This is a genomic window from Sphingomonas sp. So64.6b, from assembly GCF_014171475.1.
In the GTDB taxonomy this organism is placed as follows: domain Bacteria; phylum Pseudomonadota; class Alphaproteobacteria; order Sphingomonadales; family Sphingomonadaceae; genus Sphingomonas; species Sphingomonas alpina_A.
The window spans coordinates 4,500,050-4,515,172 of sequence record NZ_CP048817.1 but is presented as its reverse complement, the minus strand read 5'-3'; the positions used below and the strand labels follow the sequence as shown (position 1 = coordinate 4,515,172).

7 protein-coding genes, 1 tRNA gene and 1 pseudogene are annotated in these 15,123 nt (G+C 64.9%); 3 read left to right on the top strand and 6 right to left on the bottom strand.

Annotated features, from left to right (window positions below; genetic code table 11):
• The first annotated feature begins 145 nt into the window (after positions 1-145).
• Positions 146-1,300, top strand: coding sequence for a carbohydrate porin (locus G4G27_RS21695; protein ID WP_183110551.1), 1,155 nt, complete (start codon positions 146-148; stop codon positions 1,298-1,300).
• On the opposite strand, the gene G4G27_RS21690 is transcribed toward G4G27_RS21695, so the two are convergent.
• The 6 genes and pseudogenes from G4G27_RS21690 to G4G27_RS21675 form a co-directional block, all read right to left on the bottom strand.
• Entirely contained in the window at positions 1,297-4,608 is a 3,312-nt protein-coding gene (locus G4G27_RS21690; protein ID WP_183110550.1) for an amidohydrolase family protein, read from the bottom strand. The two genes, G4G27_RS21695 and G4G27_RS21690, sit on opposite strands and share 4 nt — an antisense overlap.
• A 20-nt stretch (positions 4,609-4,628) precedes the next feature.
• Entirely contained in the window at positions 4,629-6,857 is a 2,229-nt protein-coding gene (locus G4G27_RS21685) for a TonB-dependent siderophore receptor (protein WP_183110549.1), read from the bottom strand.
• Between the two features lie 405 nt (positions 6,858-7,262).
• On the bottom strand, positions 7,263-7,874 hold the full coding sequence (locus tag G4G27_RS24430) for a site-specific integrase (RefSeq protein ID WP_345940660.1): 612 nt from the start codon (positions 7,872-7,874) through the stop codon (positions 7,263-7,265).
• Complete coding sequence (locus G4G27_RS24425; protein ID WP_345940690.1) at positions 7,852-8,217, bottom strand: hypothetical protein; 366 nt, start codon at positions 8,215-8,217, stop codon at positions 7,852-7,854. The genes G4G27_RS24430 and G4G27_RS24425 overlap by 23 nt, the downstream gene beginning before the upstream one ends.
• 98 nt (positions 8,218-8,315) lie before the next feature.
• Positions 8,316-8,411: pseudogene (locus G4G27_RS24420) on the bottom strand (Arm DNA-binding domain-containing protein); the annotation flags it as partial.
• A 267-nt stretch (positions 8,412-8,678) separates the two neighbouring features.
• Positions 8,679-8,754: transfer RNA gene (locus G4G27_RS21675), tRNA-Thr, on the bottom strand.
• Between the two features lie 182 nt (positions 8,755-8,936).
• Between G4G27_RS21675 and G4G27_RS21670 the strand changes: the two genes are divergently transcribed.
• Positions 8,937-10,217: a hypothetical protein gene (locus G4G27_RS21670; RefSeq protein WP_183110548.1), complete on the top strand. Its 1,281-nt coding sequence runs from the start codon at positions 8,937-8,939 to the stop codon at positions 10,215-10,217.
• A 245-nt stretch (positions 10,218-10,462) separates the two neighbouring features.
• Positions 10,463-15,097 (top strand): NAD-glutamate dehydrogenase domain-containing protein, encoded by a 4,635-nt coding sequence (locus tag G4G27_RS21665; protein ID WP_183110547.1) that lies wholly within the window; start codon positions 10,463-10,465, stop codon positions 15,095-15,097.
• Positions 15,098-15,123: the final 26 nt, after the last annotated feature.

The following is a 15,123-nucleotide window of genomic DNA, read 5'->3' as shown; positions in this document are numbered from 1 at the left end:
CTCGCGCGCGGTCAAAAACGACCTTTTGCTGTCGCGATAGGGCCAAGCCGCGTGCGGACCCGATCGACCAAGGCTTCGGCCCGTGCGCGACAGCCGAACTGCGCTCGTTTCCCTAGTCTGCAACGGCAACAGGGAGAGCGCCATAATGTCCGCGATGTCACGCAAATGGCGGACGGTCCTGACCGGAGCGGTGCCGCTAATGGCGGTTGCGCTTGCGACGCCAGCCTGTGCGCAGGACGTGGAAGAGCCGGGGATCGTGCTCGGCGCCTCCTACATCACCGATATCTTGACCGTCGCCGATGGCGGCGTGCGGCGCGGGACGGCGTGGCTCGGCCGCGCCGATCTGACCGTGGCGATCGATGGAAGGGCGATCGGCCTTGATGGGATCGCGGTGTTTGCCGATCTGCTGGCGACCCAGCCGACCGACTTTTCCGGCCGCATTGTCGGCGACGGCCAGACCGTGAGCAATGTGCAGGCCGACAGCGCGATCCGGCCGTTCGAAGCGTGGATCGAGGCGCAGGCGAGCGAGGCGACCGCCGTGAAGGCGGGACTGATCGACCTCAACACCGAATTCGACATCCAGTCGACCGGCGCACTATTCCTGCACAGCTCCCATGGCATCGGGCCGGATTTCTCGCAAAGCGGCGCGAACGGGCCGTCGATCTTCCCATCCTCGTCCACCGCGATCGTTGTGCGGCATACACGCGGAAAGGTCCGGCTACGCGCCGGGCTATTCGACGGGATCGCGGGCAGCGTCGCCGATCCGCGCCGCAGCGCGATCCGCTTTCCAGGCTCGCGCGGCGCACTGCTGGTCGCCGAGATCGAACATCGCATCGGAAGGTCGGGCGAGGTTCAATTGGGTGCGTGGCGCTATACCGACCGCTTCGACGCGCTCGATCCCACACGCCCTCGCGTCGTCAGCCAGGGCGCCTATGCGCTGATCGAGGGGCCGCTTGGTCGCGGGATCGACGGCTGGGTGCGGGTTGGCGTCGCCGACGATCGCACCAACCCGATCGGCCTGTATCTGGGCGGCGGGATCGCGCATGGGCCGCCGCACTCGCGGATCGGCGTCGCCGTGGCGCATGCCCGCCTGGGCATGCCCGCGCGTCGCTCGCTGATCGACGGCCACGTCGCCGATCGAGCGGAGACCGCGCTCGAACTGACATGGGCGCGCCGAGTGGTGGAGGGGGTCGTCGTGCAACCGGCGGTGCAATATGTGATCAATCCGGGCTGGAACCCGGCGACCCTCAACGCGCTCGTGATCGGCGCGCGGCTGCGGTTTGCGCTGGCGATCGATTAAGGGGCGGGAAGCCATTCCCCCGCGCCGCCATCATCTGACACCGGTGGCGGTGACGGTGCGGGCCATAGCGCCGCGAGCGTATCGCCATCGAACAGCCGCCCGTCGCGCATCACCGCCTCGATCAGGCGGGCATTGCGGATGTCGGCGATCGGATCGGCGTCGAGAATGACAAGATCGGCGATCTTGCCGACCTCCAGGCTGCCCAGATCGGTCTTGCGTCCGATCGTCTCCGCTGAGCCGATCGTGGCGGCGTGAAGCGCCTCCATTGGCGTCATGCCGCCGACCACATGTGCCTCCATTTCCCAATGGAAACCGATCCCCGGCGTCTCGCCATGCGATCCGATGCCGACCAGCCCGCCGGCGCGCTGCAACGCCGCCGCATCGGCCGCGATCGCCGGAAAACGATATTCGCCGAGCGGTCGCCAGTGGCGCTGAAGCATCATCTGGTCGATCGCGAAGCGCGGCCAGAAACGCCGCAGCTTCGGATCAGAGGCCGGGTCGCCGTCGCGGGCGATCGACCAGTCCTGACCCTCGGCGCCGCCATTGGTGATTTCCAGCGTCGTGGTGTAACTGGTGCGCATCGCGGTCAGCAGACGCAGAACGTCGGACTGAAGCGGTGCCGCGACCAGCGCATGTTCGTTGCCGGCATAGCCGTCGATGATCTGGCTGAGGTCGAGCTTCATCGACAGCGCGCCCTCGGTCGTCGGCTGCAACCCCAGTTCCCGCGCGGCCTGCGCGATCCATTGCCGGACGCGACGGTTGCCGGTGCGATATTCCTTGATGTTCGCCAGCCGGTAGTCGTCGCGGTAGCGCCGCAACACGGCGCGAACATCGTCGAGCGACGAAAAACGATTGAACGAGAACAGTGCCGGTCCGGTCGATCGCAAGCGCGGGCCGATCATCGACCCGGCGTCGAGCAGATCCTGATAGGCCAGCATGTCGATCGACAGGGTCGACGGGTCGAAACTTGTCGTGACGCCGTAGGCGAGCCGCGCGCGCAGGCCCCAGTCCTGGAGCCCAAGCACCTCACGGCGCACAGTCGCGATATGATCGTGCGTGTCGATGAATCCGGGAAGGATCGTCTTGCCGGTGACGTCACGAATCTGCGTTCCTGCGGGTGCCACAATGACGCCGGCGGGACCGATCGCGGCGATGCGCCCGTTGGTGACGAGGATGTCGGACGATTCGATCACTGCATCGCCGGCGGCCATGGTCAGGGTCCGCGCGCCGCGCAGCAACAAGCTTCCCGTCGCCAGGTGGCGTGTGGCCGTCACCGTCAGCGGCCATCGTTCGTCCCGTTCCGCGAGATCGGGCGACCAGTCGGGCCGGTCGGGCGGATTGACCCTCACCTCCGACAGGCGTCGCCGATGCAGCGTCGACCCGACTGACCACAGGATCGACTTCCCGTCAGCGCTCCATTCGAAGAAATCCGCGCCACCAGCGGTCAGCCGGCGGTGCGCCTGCCCCGCATGGCTCAGGTCGACCGTGACCCCGTCGCGATCGGGCATCGCGACGAGATGGAGTTGCTGGGCGACCTGCGCGAGCAGCCATCGGCCATCGGGGCTGATGCGCACATCATCGACCGGCACCGCGCCGTCCTGAAAATACCAGCCAGGCCCTTCGACCCGCACCGCGAGTGTTCGCTTGCCGGTCGAGAGATCGACTCGGTCCAGACCGTCATCGGCGAGGATGAAGACCTGGTGTGGGTCGGACGCGAAATGCGGCCGGCTGCCAATCTTCCCCTGGGTCAGCACGCGGGAAGGTCCGCCCTGCGCGGGCAACATGACCAACTCCGCATCGCGCAACTTGCCATATTCCATGTAAAGACGGACGCGCGCCGCTTGTGCCGAGCGGACGGCGACAATTCCGGTCCCGTCCGGTGTAAAGACCGGATAGGTATAGAAGGCCGGGATATCGGTCACTCGCACCGGCGCGCCGCCTCCGTCCGCCGGCCCGGCCCAGATCGCGCCGCCCATGCGTTCGCTCCACGTCACCCAAGTCAGCCGCCGGCTATCGGCGCTCCAGCTCGGCTGAAAGGCTGGGTCGGTCGTGGCGATCTTGACCGGCTTCGACTTGCCATCGAGCGCCACCGTGTAGAGGTGCCCGAGCGCGGAGAAAGCGGCGCGGTGGCCGTCACGCGACACGGTCGGCGACTGGGCGAGACGCGCGACCACTGGTCCTCTCTCTTCGCGGATATCCTGCCGCGTCGATCCGCCCACCGCGAGATCGACCGGCGCGGTGAATGGGATCGGCTGCGGGTCGGCGCCGGTCAGCGAGATGCGCTCGATGCGGCCGCCGCGCGCGAGCAGGATCGCAGTGCCATCGGCGGTGAAGGCATAGCGCGGCAGAAGGTCCTGCCACATCGATGCCTGGACCTGGTCATGCTCGACCGGGAAGGCCACCGCGCGATCGGCGCCCGAGAGGAGATCGCGCACACGCAACTCGGTCTGCCCTTCGCGGCGCGTGGCATAGGCCAGTTGGCGCCCATCGAGCGAGAGCGCGGGGCGGAAGGACGACCCGGGGTTGAGCGCCTTGCGCGGGCCGTCCGGTTCGGCGACGATGACGGTCTCGGCACCGCTGGTAAGGTCGCGGCGAACGATCGTCCATTCGTCGACCGCGTCGAAATCGAGACCCCCGACATGCCGCGCCAAGTACAGGCTGCGGCCATCGGGCGACGCGACCGCGCCGAGGCTGCTGCGCCACCCATCGCGCGGCGAACCGGCGGCATCGCGGATCGGCACCAGCAACGCAGCCTTGCCCTTGAGATCGTAGCGCCACAGTTCGTAATTGTTGAGGTCGGGGCGGTACCGGCTGACGAACAGGCTCTCGCCGTCCGCGCTGAAGGCCGGCGACGCCATCACACTGTCGTCGTCGTTGAAGCTGATTTGACGCGGCCGCGAGCCGTCGACACGGGAAACCCAGAGATTGTCGGCGCCCGATCGGTCACTGACGAAGGCGATCGTCGCACCGTCAGGGGCGAATGTCGGCTGCGTGTCGAAAGCCATGCCACCGGTCAGGCGCGCCGCGCGCCCGCCGCTGGCGGGCATGGCATAGAGATCGCCGAGCAGGTCGAAGACGATGCGCCGCCCATCGGGCGAGCGATCGAGCGAGAGCCAGGTGCCACGGTCGGCTTCGAACTTCAGGTGCCGTGCGGGCTTCATCGGCAGCGTACCGCCCGGCGGTTGCTGCGGCGGCATGACCGGCATTGCGACGCCCGTCGTGTCGTGGATCGGCGGCTCGCCCGCCTCTTGCGCCGAGAGGGGCGCAGCGGCCAGGGCGGCAGCGAGCATCAGCCCGCCGCGCGCCATGGCACGCCGCCCCCGCCGGCTCAGAACTTGCCCGTCAGTGTCAGGAGCACCTGCCGCCCGGCACCATACACACAGCCATAAAGGCCGGCGCAGCGCGCGATATAGTTTTTGTCGGCAAGGTTCGACCCGTTCAATGCGATGCGATAACCCGGCGCATCATAATGCACGATGGCATCGAACAGGGTCGCTTCCCCGGTTTCGATATACAGCCCAGTGGACAATGCCAATGTGCCAGTGGCCGATGGCAGACCGCCGGCGCTCTTGCTGTTGTAACGCACGCCCCCGCCGAATCCGAAGCCGCCCAATGCGCCGCGCTGGAAGGTGTAATCTGCGAAGATCGACGCTTTGTGCTTAGGAGTCGTCGGCAGCGGGAAGCCGATGTCGGCGACTTTGTTCAAACTGCTTTTGATCTCGCTGTGGTTGTAGCTGTACGACCCGTTGATCGACAGTTGCTCGCGAATTCGGGCGACCAGTTCGAACTCGGCTCCGTACACCTCGACCTCGCCCCCCTGCATGCCGCCGATCGGCGTTGCGCCGACCTGGGCAACGACGAAATTCTTTTCCTTGATATCAAACGCGGCGATGGTTGCGAACAGTTTTACGTCGCTCGGGAGGCCGCGCGCGTCGAGCTTCACGCCGGCTTCGAACTGCGTTGCAAGCGTCGGGATGTACGGTTTTCCATCATCGCCTTTGCCCAGCACCGGCTCGAATGAGGTCGCATAACTGACATAAGGCGCGATGCCCGCATCGGTCACGTAATTCGCGCCGATACGATAGGTGAACTTGTGATCCTTCTGCGCGACACCGGTCGCATTGTTGGTCACCTTCACCCAGTCGTACCGGCCACTGGCCGTGACGAACAAATTACCGATATTCAACTGATCCTGCGCGTAAATGCCGGTCTGTTTCAGCTTCTGATCGTTGAATGCGAACGGGAAGCCGATACCGACATCGAAACTCTTGTCATAAATCGGGTCGAAGGCGTCAAGAAGTCCCGCGACCTTGAAGTTGAACGACGAAGCATTGGCGACCTTGCGATAATCGACGCCGAGCAGGATCTTCTGGGTTAGCGCGCCGCTGACCAGCTTCGCATCCAGCCGGTTGTCGGTGGTGAAGCTCGACACCGTTTCGGCATAGCTAAAATTATACTGCCGGAGCGTGCGATAATAAGAAGGATCGGCCGGATTGTTCGTGTTGATGAAGCCGCCGCCGCTATAGATGCCGGTCGGCGTTTCTTCGCGGTAATGGCTCCATTTGGTGTTCGAATGGAAGGTCAAGCCACCACCGAACTTGTGTTGCAAATCAAAGCCTGCGCCGGTCTGGCGGCGCTCGAACATCGTGTGCGGAGAATCGAGATTGTTAGACCGGTCGATCCTCAGTCCGGTCGGACTGGGTAGCAATGTGCCGACGGCCGGAAGGAAGCCTCCATTGCCGCCCTTGTTCTTGTCATACTGATAATAGAGCAGTCCGGTCAGCCTGGTGTTGTCGCCAAGCTTCAGCGTTGCCGTTGGCGACACCAGCAAGCGCTTGTTGCGCTGGTAATCGATGTCGCCCTTGGAATCACGGTACAACATGGTCGCACGAACATCGAGGAAACTGGTCACCGGCCCGGTCACACTGGTCGCGAACTGACCGAAATTATTGGTGCCGCCCTTGATCAAGACCTCGCCGCCAAAATGGCTCAATGCGCGGCGGCTGGTCTCGTTTAGGATGCCACCTGGAGGCGCCGCTCCGTATAGCACCGACGACGGGCCCTTGAGAATGTCGAGCGACTGAAAGGCGTAAAGATCGACGCCAACCGCGGAGATCGTGGTAGTCGCCGGCACGGCGAGGCCATCAATATATTGCTTCGGCGTGAAACCGCGTACCGTAACGAAGTCGTAGCGCGGATCGGGGCCGTAATTCTCACCGAAGACGCCAGCCGTATAGCGAACCGCCTGCTGCGCGTCGACGAAGCTCAGAAGATCGATCTGGTCGCGCGTGATGACCGAGATCGACTGCGGAGTTTCTATCAGCGGGATGTCCGATTTGCTTGCAGTCAGTGCGCCTTCAGGGACGTAGTTGCGAGCGCTTACGATGATATCGCCTTCCGCGCTTTTTGTCGTCTCGAGCGAGGCCCCCTCACCGGCCGGTGCCGGGGGAATGTCCTGTGCGACAGCGGTGCCGGAGACGAAAAGCGCCGAGCCGCCCAGAAACGCGAGCCTGATGCGGCGATTACTGGCGCTACGAGCCTGATGGAATGGCTGCATGTTATTCCCCCTTCGAAAAATGGAACGAAATCCTCGCCTGTCGCCAGTGATATGTTCTTTTTCGAGCCTAGCCTGATGCGCGCGAATGACATTTCGGATCGGGTCGCTTTCCATCGCAGGCGGGCCGCCACGAGCTTTCGATCGAAAATTACGCGGCCGGCCGGGGCGGCCGCGCAATAATTACACCATCAACCGAGCCTTGTCCCAGCACGGAGTGGTCGGTTTGCTTGAGCAAAGAACGAGCTGAACCCGTGTTGCACGACGTTGCAGAGGACGATGATATCGCGCCCTCAGTTCGGCTGCCGCGTAGTGCGCGAGCATGTCGCCCACGTGACGTACCTGTCCCATAGGACTTCCTTCCATTCCAGCGAAAGGATCGCACCATCAAACCGTGGGATCAAACACCTAGTAGAGCGCGCAGCCGATCAGCGTGAGTAGATGCCACGACGCTTGCTGAAATGCGGGCCGCAACACCGCAGCACCGTCACGCAGCCGGGTAAGATAGTCAGACCACCACTGCGCCATCCTCATCCGCTCGTCCCAATGAGTGCCGCGATGATAGGCAGCGCGGACCTTGTCCGGATCACCGTGGGCCAGCGCCCGCTCAATCGCGTCGGGATGCCAAAGCCCTGACTCGTGCAATAACGTGCTCGCGGTCGCGCGAAACCCGTCCGCCGTCATTTCGTCCTTGCCATAGCCGGGCCGCCGCAGTGCCACATTGAGCGTGTTCTCGCAGATAGGCTGGTGCGCTGTGTGCAGCGCAGGAAACAGGAACCGGCCTTCGTTGTCTAATGCCCGCAGCCTGCGCAACAACTCGAGCGACTGGCGCGACAAAGGGACGCTATGCGGGGATCTCATCTTCATACGCACGGGTGGGATGCGCCAGACAGCAGCCGCAGAATCGATCTCGTCCCATTCACCTTTGCGGAGCTCGCCGGGACGCAAAAACACATGGGGAGCCAACTGGAGCGCAATGCAGTTTTCAGGGCGGCCGTTATAACCATCGATCGCGCGCAACAATTCTCCGACCGCTGTCGGCGCAACGATCGCTGCGTGATGTTTGACCTTGGGCGATCAGCGCGCCCCGCAACACGTCCGCCGGGTTATGTTCCGCACGCAGCGTGGCGACCGCGAACCGGAAGATGCGGGACGTGAAGGCGCGCAGGCGTTGCGCGGTTTCACGATGTCCCTTGCGTTCGACTTTCTGAAGCGCGGCGAGCAGCTCTTGCGCCGTGATATCCGCGATAGGACGGTTGCCGATCGCCGGGTCCAGCAGATCGCGAAACCAGAATGCCTTTTTGATCGTCGCCGGCGACAAGCCTTCAGCGTCCATTTTTGCGATGAATTCGCCTGCGACCATGCTGAACGTGATTGCCGCAGCGGCAGACGCATCGAGCATTCCTGCTGCTTCACGGCGGCAGGGTCACGCCCTTCGTCGAGCAACGCACGGGCCGCGTCGCGCCTGTTGCGTGCTTCTTTCAGCGAAATCTCGGGATAAGCGCCGAGCGAAAGCTTCTTCTCGGTCTCGCGGAACCGGTATTTGAACTTCCACACCAGACTTCCCGATATCGCGACAAGCAAATACAGGCCCTACCATCGGGCACCTTATACTCCTTAGCCTTTGATTTTAGGGCACGAATCCCAGCGTCGCTGAGCATTTGGGGGCCTCATCAAAAAATCCTGACTCCAGGCCCCCAAACGAGGCCCCCAAATCCGCCGGATAGGGGCGAACGAGGGCGAACGACAGCGGAAGGCCGTAGGGGCCTTATGCCCGGATCCTCGGGATTTTTCCAGAGTTTTGAAGGGTTTATAGGGGTGTAATGGTGCCGCTTACAGGACTCGAACCTGTGACCCCCGCATTACGAATGCGATGCTCTACCAACTGAGCTAAAGCGGCATACCGGCCGGGCCCGCAACGAGCCCTGACAAGGCGGCGGCGGTTAGCAGGTCCTCCCCGGCCTGACAAGCACCCCACGCACGCCATGCTCTAACGTAAGTGCCTTTACGCATCGTTTACCACGCGCGGTGCACAACGGCCGGTAATGGGCGCCTGTATGTCCGGTAAGGGTCTTTTGCGTAATGGATAATGTTCGCGGCTTCGACGAGGATCGGATCGGCATGGACGGGTACGTGGACGGGGACGACGCCTATGCCGGCGGCACCGAGCCCGCGCTCGACATCGGCAGCGATGAGCGCCGGATGCATGTCCGCGCCTATAATCACTGGGTCTCGCTGCTGCGGGGCCGCGCCTATCCGTCGATCGAGGATCTCGACCCTGCGAGCATCGCCGATTTCGGGCCGCACAGCGTGCTGCTCGATTTCTCGCGCGGCATCGAGGATCCGACGATCGCCTTTCTCGGCGGCGCGCTGCGCGAGGAATGCGGGCTCGATACCTCGGTCACGCTGATCTCCCAGGTGCCGAGTCGTTCATTGCTGTCGCGCCTGACCGACCATTATCTGCAGATCATCGCTAATCGCGCGCCGATCGGCTTCGAGGCCGAATTCGTCGCCACGCGTGGGCACAACACAATGTATCGCGGCATATTGATGCCCTTCTCGTCCGATGAGGACACGATCGATTTCATCTATGGCGTGATCAACTGGAAAGAGCTGGTCGATGCCGAGACCCAGGCCAAGCTCGATGCCGAAGTCGCCGAATCGGTGCGCAGCACGCCGCGTACGCCCGCTTCCGCCGCAGTCTGGGCGGATGGTCCAAGCGCCGGTCTGGATGACGAACCCGGCGATTCCGATGACGACAGCGCGCCGGTGATCGGCGCGAGCCTGTCCGACCAGTTGATGCTCGCACAGCAGACCGCCGCCGCAGTGCGCGCGCATGACACGCGCAGCCGCGCCACACTGTACCGTGCGCTGGGCCGCGCGCATGATTTCGCCGCCTGCGCCGATGCCGATCCGGCCGGTTACCAGGCGCTGCTCGACACCGCCGGCATCGCCGTCCAGCTGCGCGCGCCGATGACACCGATCGTCAAGCTCGTGTTCGGCCAGGATTACGACAAGACGCGGCTGACAGAATTCGCGACGGTATTGTCGCATGCACGCCGCACCGGCGTCGCGACCGGTGGTCTCGGCGCGTTCCTCGATGGGTTCGACGGTGGGATCAAGGGCGTGGTCAAGGCCGAACGCGCGCTGCGCCAGCCTGCGCCCAAGCCCGCTGCCGACCCGGCCGATGCCTTGCGCGAGCGCCCGACGCTGGCCAGCGTGTCGATCGATACGCACAGTGCGGCCGGCGAGTATGTCGTGCTGCTGGCGCGGGCGGGTGCGGGGGATACGCTGGATATCGTCGCGGCGATTGGTGGCGACGATGCGCTGACGTTGCGGGCGATGCGGCAGGTCGCGGGGTGATCTTTTAATCCTCCCCCCGGGAATCGGGGGAGGGGGACCACCCGCTTCTTCAGCGGGTGGTGGAGGGGGCTCCTCCACTAGCGTTGACGCTTGGGGCCAGGCCCCCTCCACCATTTGCTGAAGGAGCAAATGGTCCCCCTCCCCCGCTGCGCGAGGGAGGATTTAAGGGGGTGCCATCACCGCATGGCGATTGTGCAGTGCCACAAGGGTTGAGGTCGAAACGCGACCGGCGCATAGGTCGCCTCATGGCCAAGACTATGCTCAAATCGCTGTCGGATGCGCTCGCCGTCCGGCTGACCAAAGGCGCGCTTCCGGGCGAACTTCAGGGGTTCGGCAAAGCCGAACGCGCCGCCGCCGCCGAGTTCATGGCGGCGACCGCAGAGACCCGTGCACCCGGCGTTCCGGTCCTGTCGCTCGAGGCGATGGCCGGCACCGACCCGCGCCGCCGCATGCGGCTCGCCATCGTCAATGACGACATGCCCTTTCTGGTCGATTCGATCGCCGCGACGATCGGCGCACACAACATCGTCATCGACCGAATCATCCATCCCGTCATGCGCGTGACGCGCGGCGCCGGCGGTGTGCTGGGCAAGGTCGCCGAAGATGGCAGCCCCGAATCGATGATCTATATCGAGATGGAGCGCGCCGACGCGCGCGAGCGTCGCGAATTGATGACCGCGCTCGAACGCAATCTGCGCGACGTGCGCTCGGCGGTCGCCGACTGGCCGGCGCTGCAGAATGCGCTCTCCGGCGATATCGCGCAGCTCGGGCAAAGTGAAGGCGCGGCGCTGCTGCAATGGTTCCTCGACGGCAACATGACGCTGCTCGGCCATGAGACCTGGCACAGCGACGGCAAGCGCGATGCGCAGCTCGGGCTCAGCCGTCACGCGCACGACGTGCCGATCCTGGCCGATGCTTCGCGCCTGCTCGCGGTCAAATGGTTCGAGAAGGGCGGTGAAGCGCCGCTGCTGCTCAAATCCAACCTGATCTCGGGCGTGCACCGCCATGTGCCGCTCGACCTGGTGCTGGTGCCGGTGAAGGCGGGCAAGAAGGTCGTCGGCCTGTCGATCCATGCCGGACTGTGGACCAGCGCGGCGCTTGGTGCGCCGCCGCAGGAAGTGCCGGTGCTGCGTACGCGGCTTGCCGCGCTGGAGGCGAAATTCGGTTTCGATCCGCGCGGCCATACCGGCAAGGCGCTGACTCATGCGCTCGCCGCGCTGCCGCATGATCTGGTCACCGCGTTCGACACCGAACAGCTCGAGGAACTGGCACTGACCGCGATGTCGCTGGCCGACCGGCCGCGGCCCAAGCTGGTGCTGGTGCGCTCGACGCTTGGCCGGCATCTGTTCGCGTTCGTGTGGCTGCCACGCGACGACCTCACTACCGCGCGGCGCGTCGCGATCGGCGACATGCTGGCCGAGGCGGCCAATGCCAATCTGCTCAACTGGTCGATCGCGCTGGAGGATGGCGTGGTCGCGATGATGCGCTTCACGCTCGACTTGCGCGGCGAAGGCAAGATGCCCGATGCCGCACCGCTCGACGCACGGCTCGGCCGCATGGTGCGCGGCTGGGTGCCGGCGATCGAGGCCGCATTGTCGGACAGCGCATCGCCCGACAGCGTCGAGCCGGCACGTGCCGCGCGCATGGCGCTGCGCTATGCCAATTGCTTCCCGCAAGGGTATCGCGCCGCCAACCCGCCGGAAGAGGCGGCGCGCGACATCGTCCGCCTTTCGCGACTGGAGACGCCCAGCGACCGTTCGGTCCGGCTCTATCGCGACGAACGTGGTGCGCGGCTCAAAATCTACCGCCTTGGCGGCGCGCTTGCCTTGTCGGACGCGGTGCCGGTGCTGGAGAATTTCGGTTTCCGCGTAATCGAGGAAGTGCCGACCGCGCTGGCCGATGAAGGTCAGGCGTTCGTGCACGATTTCCTGATCGAGATGGGTGCCCAGTCGGCACGCGACGCGTTCGGCACCGACCCCGCGATCCTCGAAAACGCGATCGCCGCGGTGCTTGAGGGCAAGGCGGAGAATGACGCGTTCAACCGCCTGATCGTCGATGCCGGCATGGCCCCCGGCGCGGTCGTGCTGTTCCGCGCCTGGTTCCGTTACCTGCGCCAGGCCGGCATGACCTATGGCCTGGTCACCGTGGTCGATGCGCTGCGCCGCGCGCCGAAAGTCGCCGCCGCGCTGATCGATCGCTTCGCCGCCGCGCATGATCCGGCGCGCACCGCCAAGGCTGCAGCCGCGATTGAGGCGGCGGATGGCGCGATCGAACGCGGACTAGATGCCGTGTCGGCGATCGACGACGACCGCATCCTGCGCGCGTTGCAAAGCGTGATCGCCGCGACGCTGCGCACCAACGCCTTCGCAGCCGCAGGGAAAGTCGCGCTGGCCTTCAAGCTCGACAGTCATCTTGTCCCGGGCCTGCCCGCGCCGGTGCCGTGGCGCGAGATCTGGGTCTATAGCCCACGCGTGGAAGGCATCCACCTGCGCGCCGGCCCGGTCGCGCGCGGCGGCTTGCGCTGGTCCGATCGGCGCGACGATTTCCGCACCGAGATCCTCGGCCTGATGAAGGCGCAGCGCGTCAAGAATGCGGTGATCGTGCCGACCGGCGCGAAGGGCGGCTTCTATCCCAAGCAGCTGCCGATCGCCGCGAACCGCGACGCCTGGCTCGCCGAGGGTACCGAAAGCTACCGCGTGTTCATCCGTTCGCTGCTGTCGATCACCGACAACATCGTCGATAACCAGATCGTGCATCCGAAATCGGTCGTGATCCATGACGGCGACGATCCCTATTTCGTGGTCGCCGCCGACAAGGGCACCGCGACCTTCTCCGATGTCGCCAATGCGATCGCGCTCGAACATGATTTCTGGCTCGGCGATGCATTCGCCAGCGGCGGATCGGTCGGCTACGATCACAAGGCGATGGGCATCACCGCCAAGGGCGCATGGCTCTCGGTGCAGCGCCATTTCGCCGAGCGCGGCGTCGATGTGCAAAACGAATCGATCAGCGTGGTCGGCTGCGGCGACATGTCGGGCGACGTGTTCGGCAACGGCATGTTGCTATCGAAGACGCTGAAAATCCTCGCCGCGTTCGACCATCGCCACATCTTCCTCGACCCCGATCCCGATCCGGCGTTGAGCTGGGAAGAGCGCAACCGCATGTTCGCGCTGCCGCGGTCGAGCTGGGCGGATTACGACGCCAAGCTGATTTCCAAGGGCGGCGGCGTCTATCCGCGCACCGACAAGACGATCAAGCTGTCGAAGCAAATCCGCACCGCGCTCGACCTCAATAAGGACGAGATCGAGCCGGCGGCACTGATCTCGGAAATCCTGAAAAGCCCGGTCGACCTGATCTGGTTCGGCGGCATCGGCACTTATGTGAAGGCGGCGTACGAAAACAATATCCAGGTCGGCGATCCGGCCAATGACCGGCTACGCGTCAATGCCGAGGATATCCGCGCGACCGCGATCGGCGAGGGCGCCAATCTCGGCGTGACGCAGGCCGGACGGATCGCCTTTGCCGCACGCGGCGGACGGATCAACACCGACTTTATCGACAATTCGGCCGGGGTCGATTGTTCGGATAACGAGGTCAATATCAAGATCGCGCTTAACCGCGAGATGATCGAGGGCCGTCTCGCTTACGAGAAGCGCAATGTGCTGCTCGCCAGCATGACCGACGATGTCGCGCATCTCGTGCTTGAGGATAACCGGCTGCAGACGCTCGCACTGTCGGTGATGGAGCAGGATGGTGCGCAGGCGCTGCCCTCCTATGTCCGCGTGATCGAGATCTTCGAGGCGGATGGCCGGCTCGACCGCGCGGTCGAGGGGCTGGCGTCGAACGACGAGCTGCTGCGCCGTGTGCAGGAGCATCATGGCCTGACCCGGCCCGAGCTCGCGGTGCTGCTCGCCACCGCCAAGCTCGCGCTTCAGGATGCGATCGAGAACGGCAATCTCGGTACCGATCCCGAACTCGCGCCCGATCTTCATGCCGCCTTCCCGGCGGCGATGCGCAAGAAGTTCGGCGCGGCGATCGACAGCCACCGGCTGCGCGGCGAGATCGTCGCGACCAAGCTCGCCAACCGCATCATCAACCGCATGGGCGTGCTCTATCCGTTCGAGCTGGCCGAGGAGGAAGGCGCTGCGATGAGCGACATCGCGGCGATGTTCGTCGTCGCGGAGCGGCTGTTCGACTTGCCCGCGCTGTGGAAGGAGATCGAGACCGCGGTCATGCCCGAGATCGCGCGCATTGCCCTGTTCGACGAAGTGGCGGTCGCGACGCGGGCACAGATCGCCGACCTGCTGCGCATCACTCATCCCGGCACCGGGCCTGGCGAGGTGCTTGCGCGGATCGCCAAGGGCATCGGGCAACTCGACAAGCAGCACAAGTCGCTGCTCCGCGACGAAGCCAATGCGCAGAGTGCTCGGATCGCGGGCCGGCTCGAAGAAGCCGGCGCGCCACGGAAGCTGGTGCAGAAGGTCGTGCGGCTGTTCGAACTGGACGGCGCGGTCGGCCTGGCCGATCTCGGCAACCGGCTCAAGCTCGACGAGACGGTGCTGACTCATGCCTTTACCCGGCTTGGCCAGGCGCTCGGCCTCGACTGGGCGCAGACCAACGCCGCGCGGATCAGCCCGAGCGACCCTTGGGAACGGCTGCTGATCGCCGGTCTGGCACGCGACTTCCAGCAGTTGCGGCTCGACTTTCTCGGACGCAGCGAGCGCGACCCGCAAGCGCTGGTCGAGAGCTGGCTGACGGCCAATGCGCAGCGCGTGGCGCAGTTCAAGGCGGTGGTCGATCGCGCGAGGAACGCGCCGGCGCCGAATGCGGCGATGCTGGCGCAGATCGCCGGGCAGGCGCGGGTGCTGCTGGGACGTTAGGTCCCAGCACCCGTCAGGGGACAGCG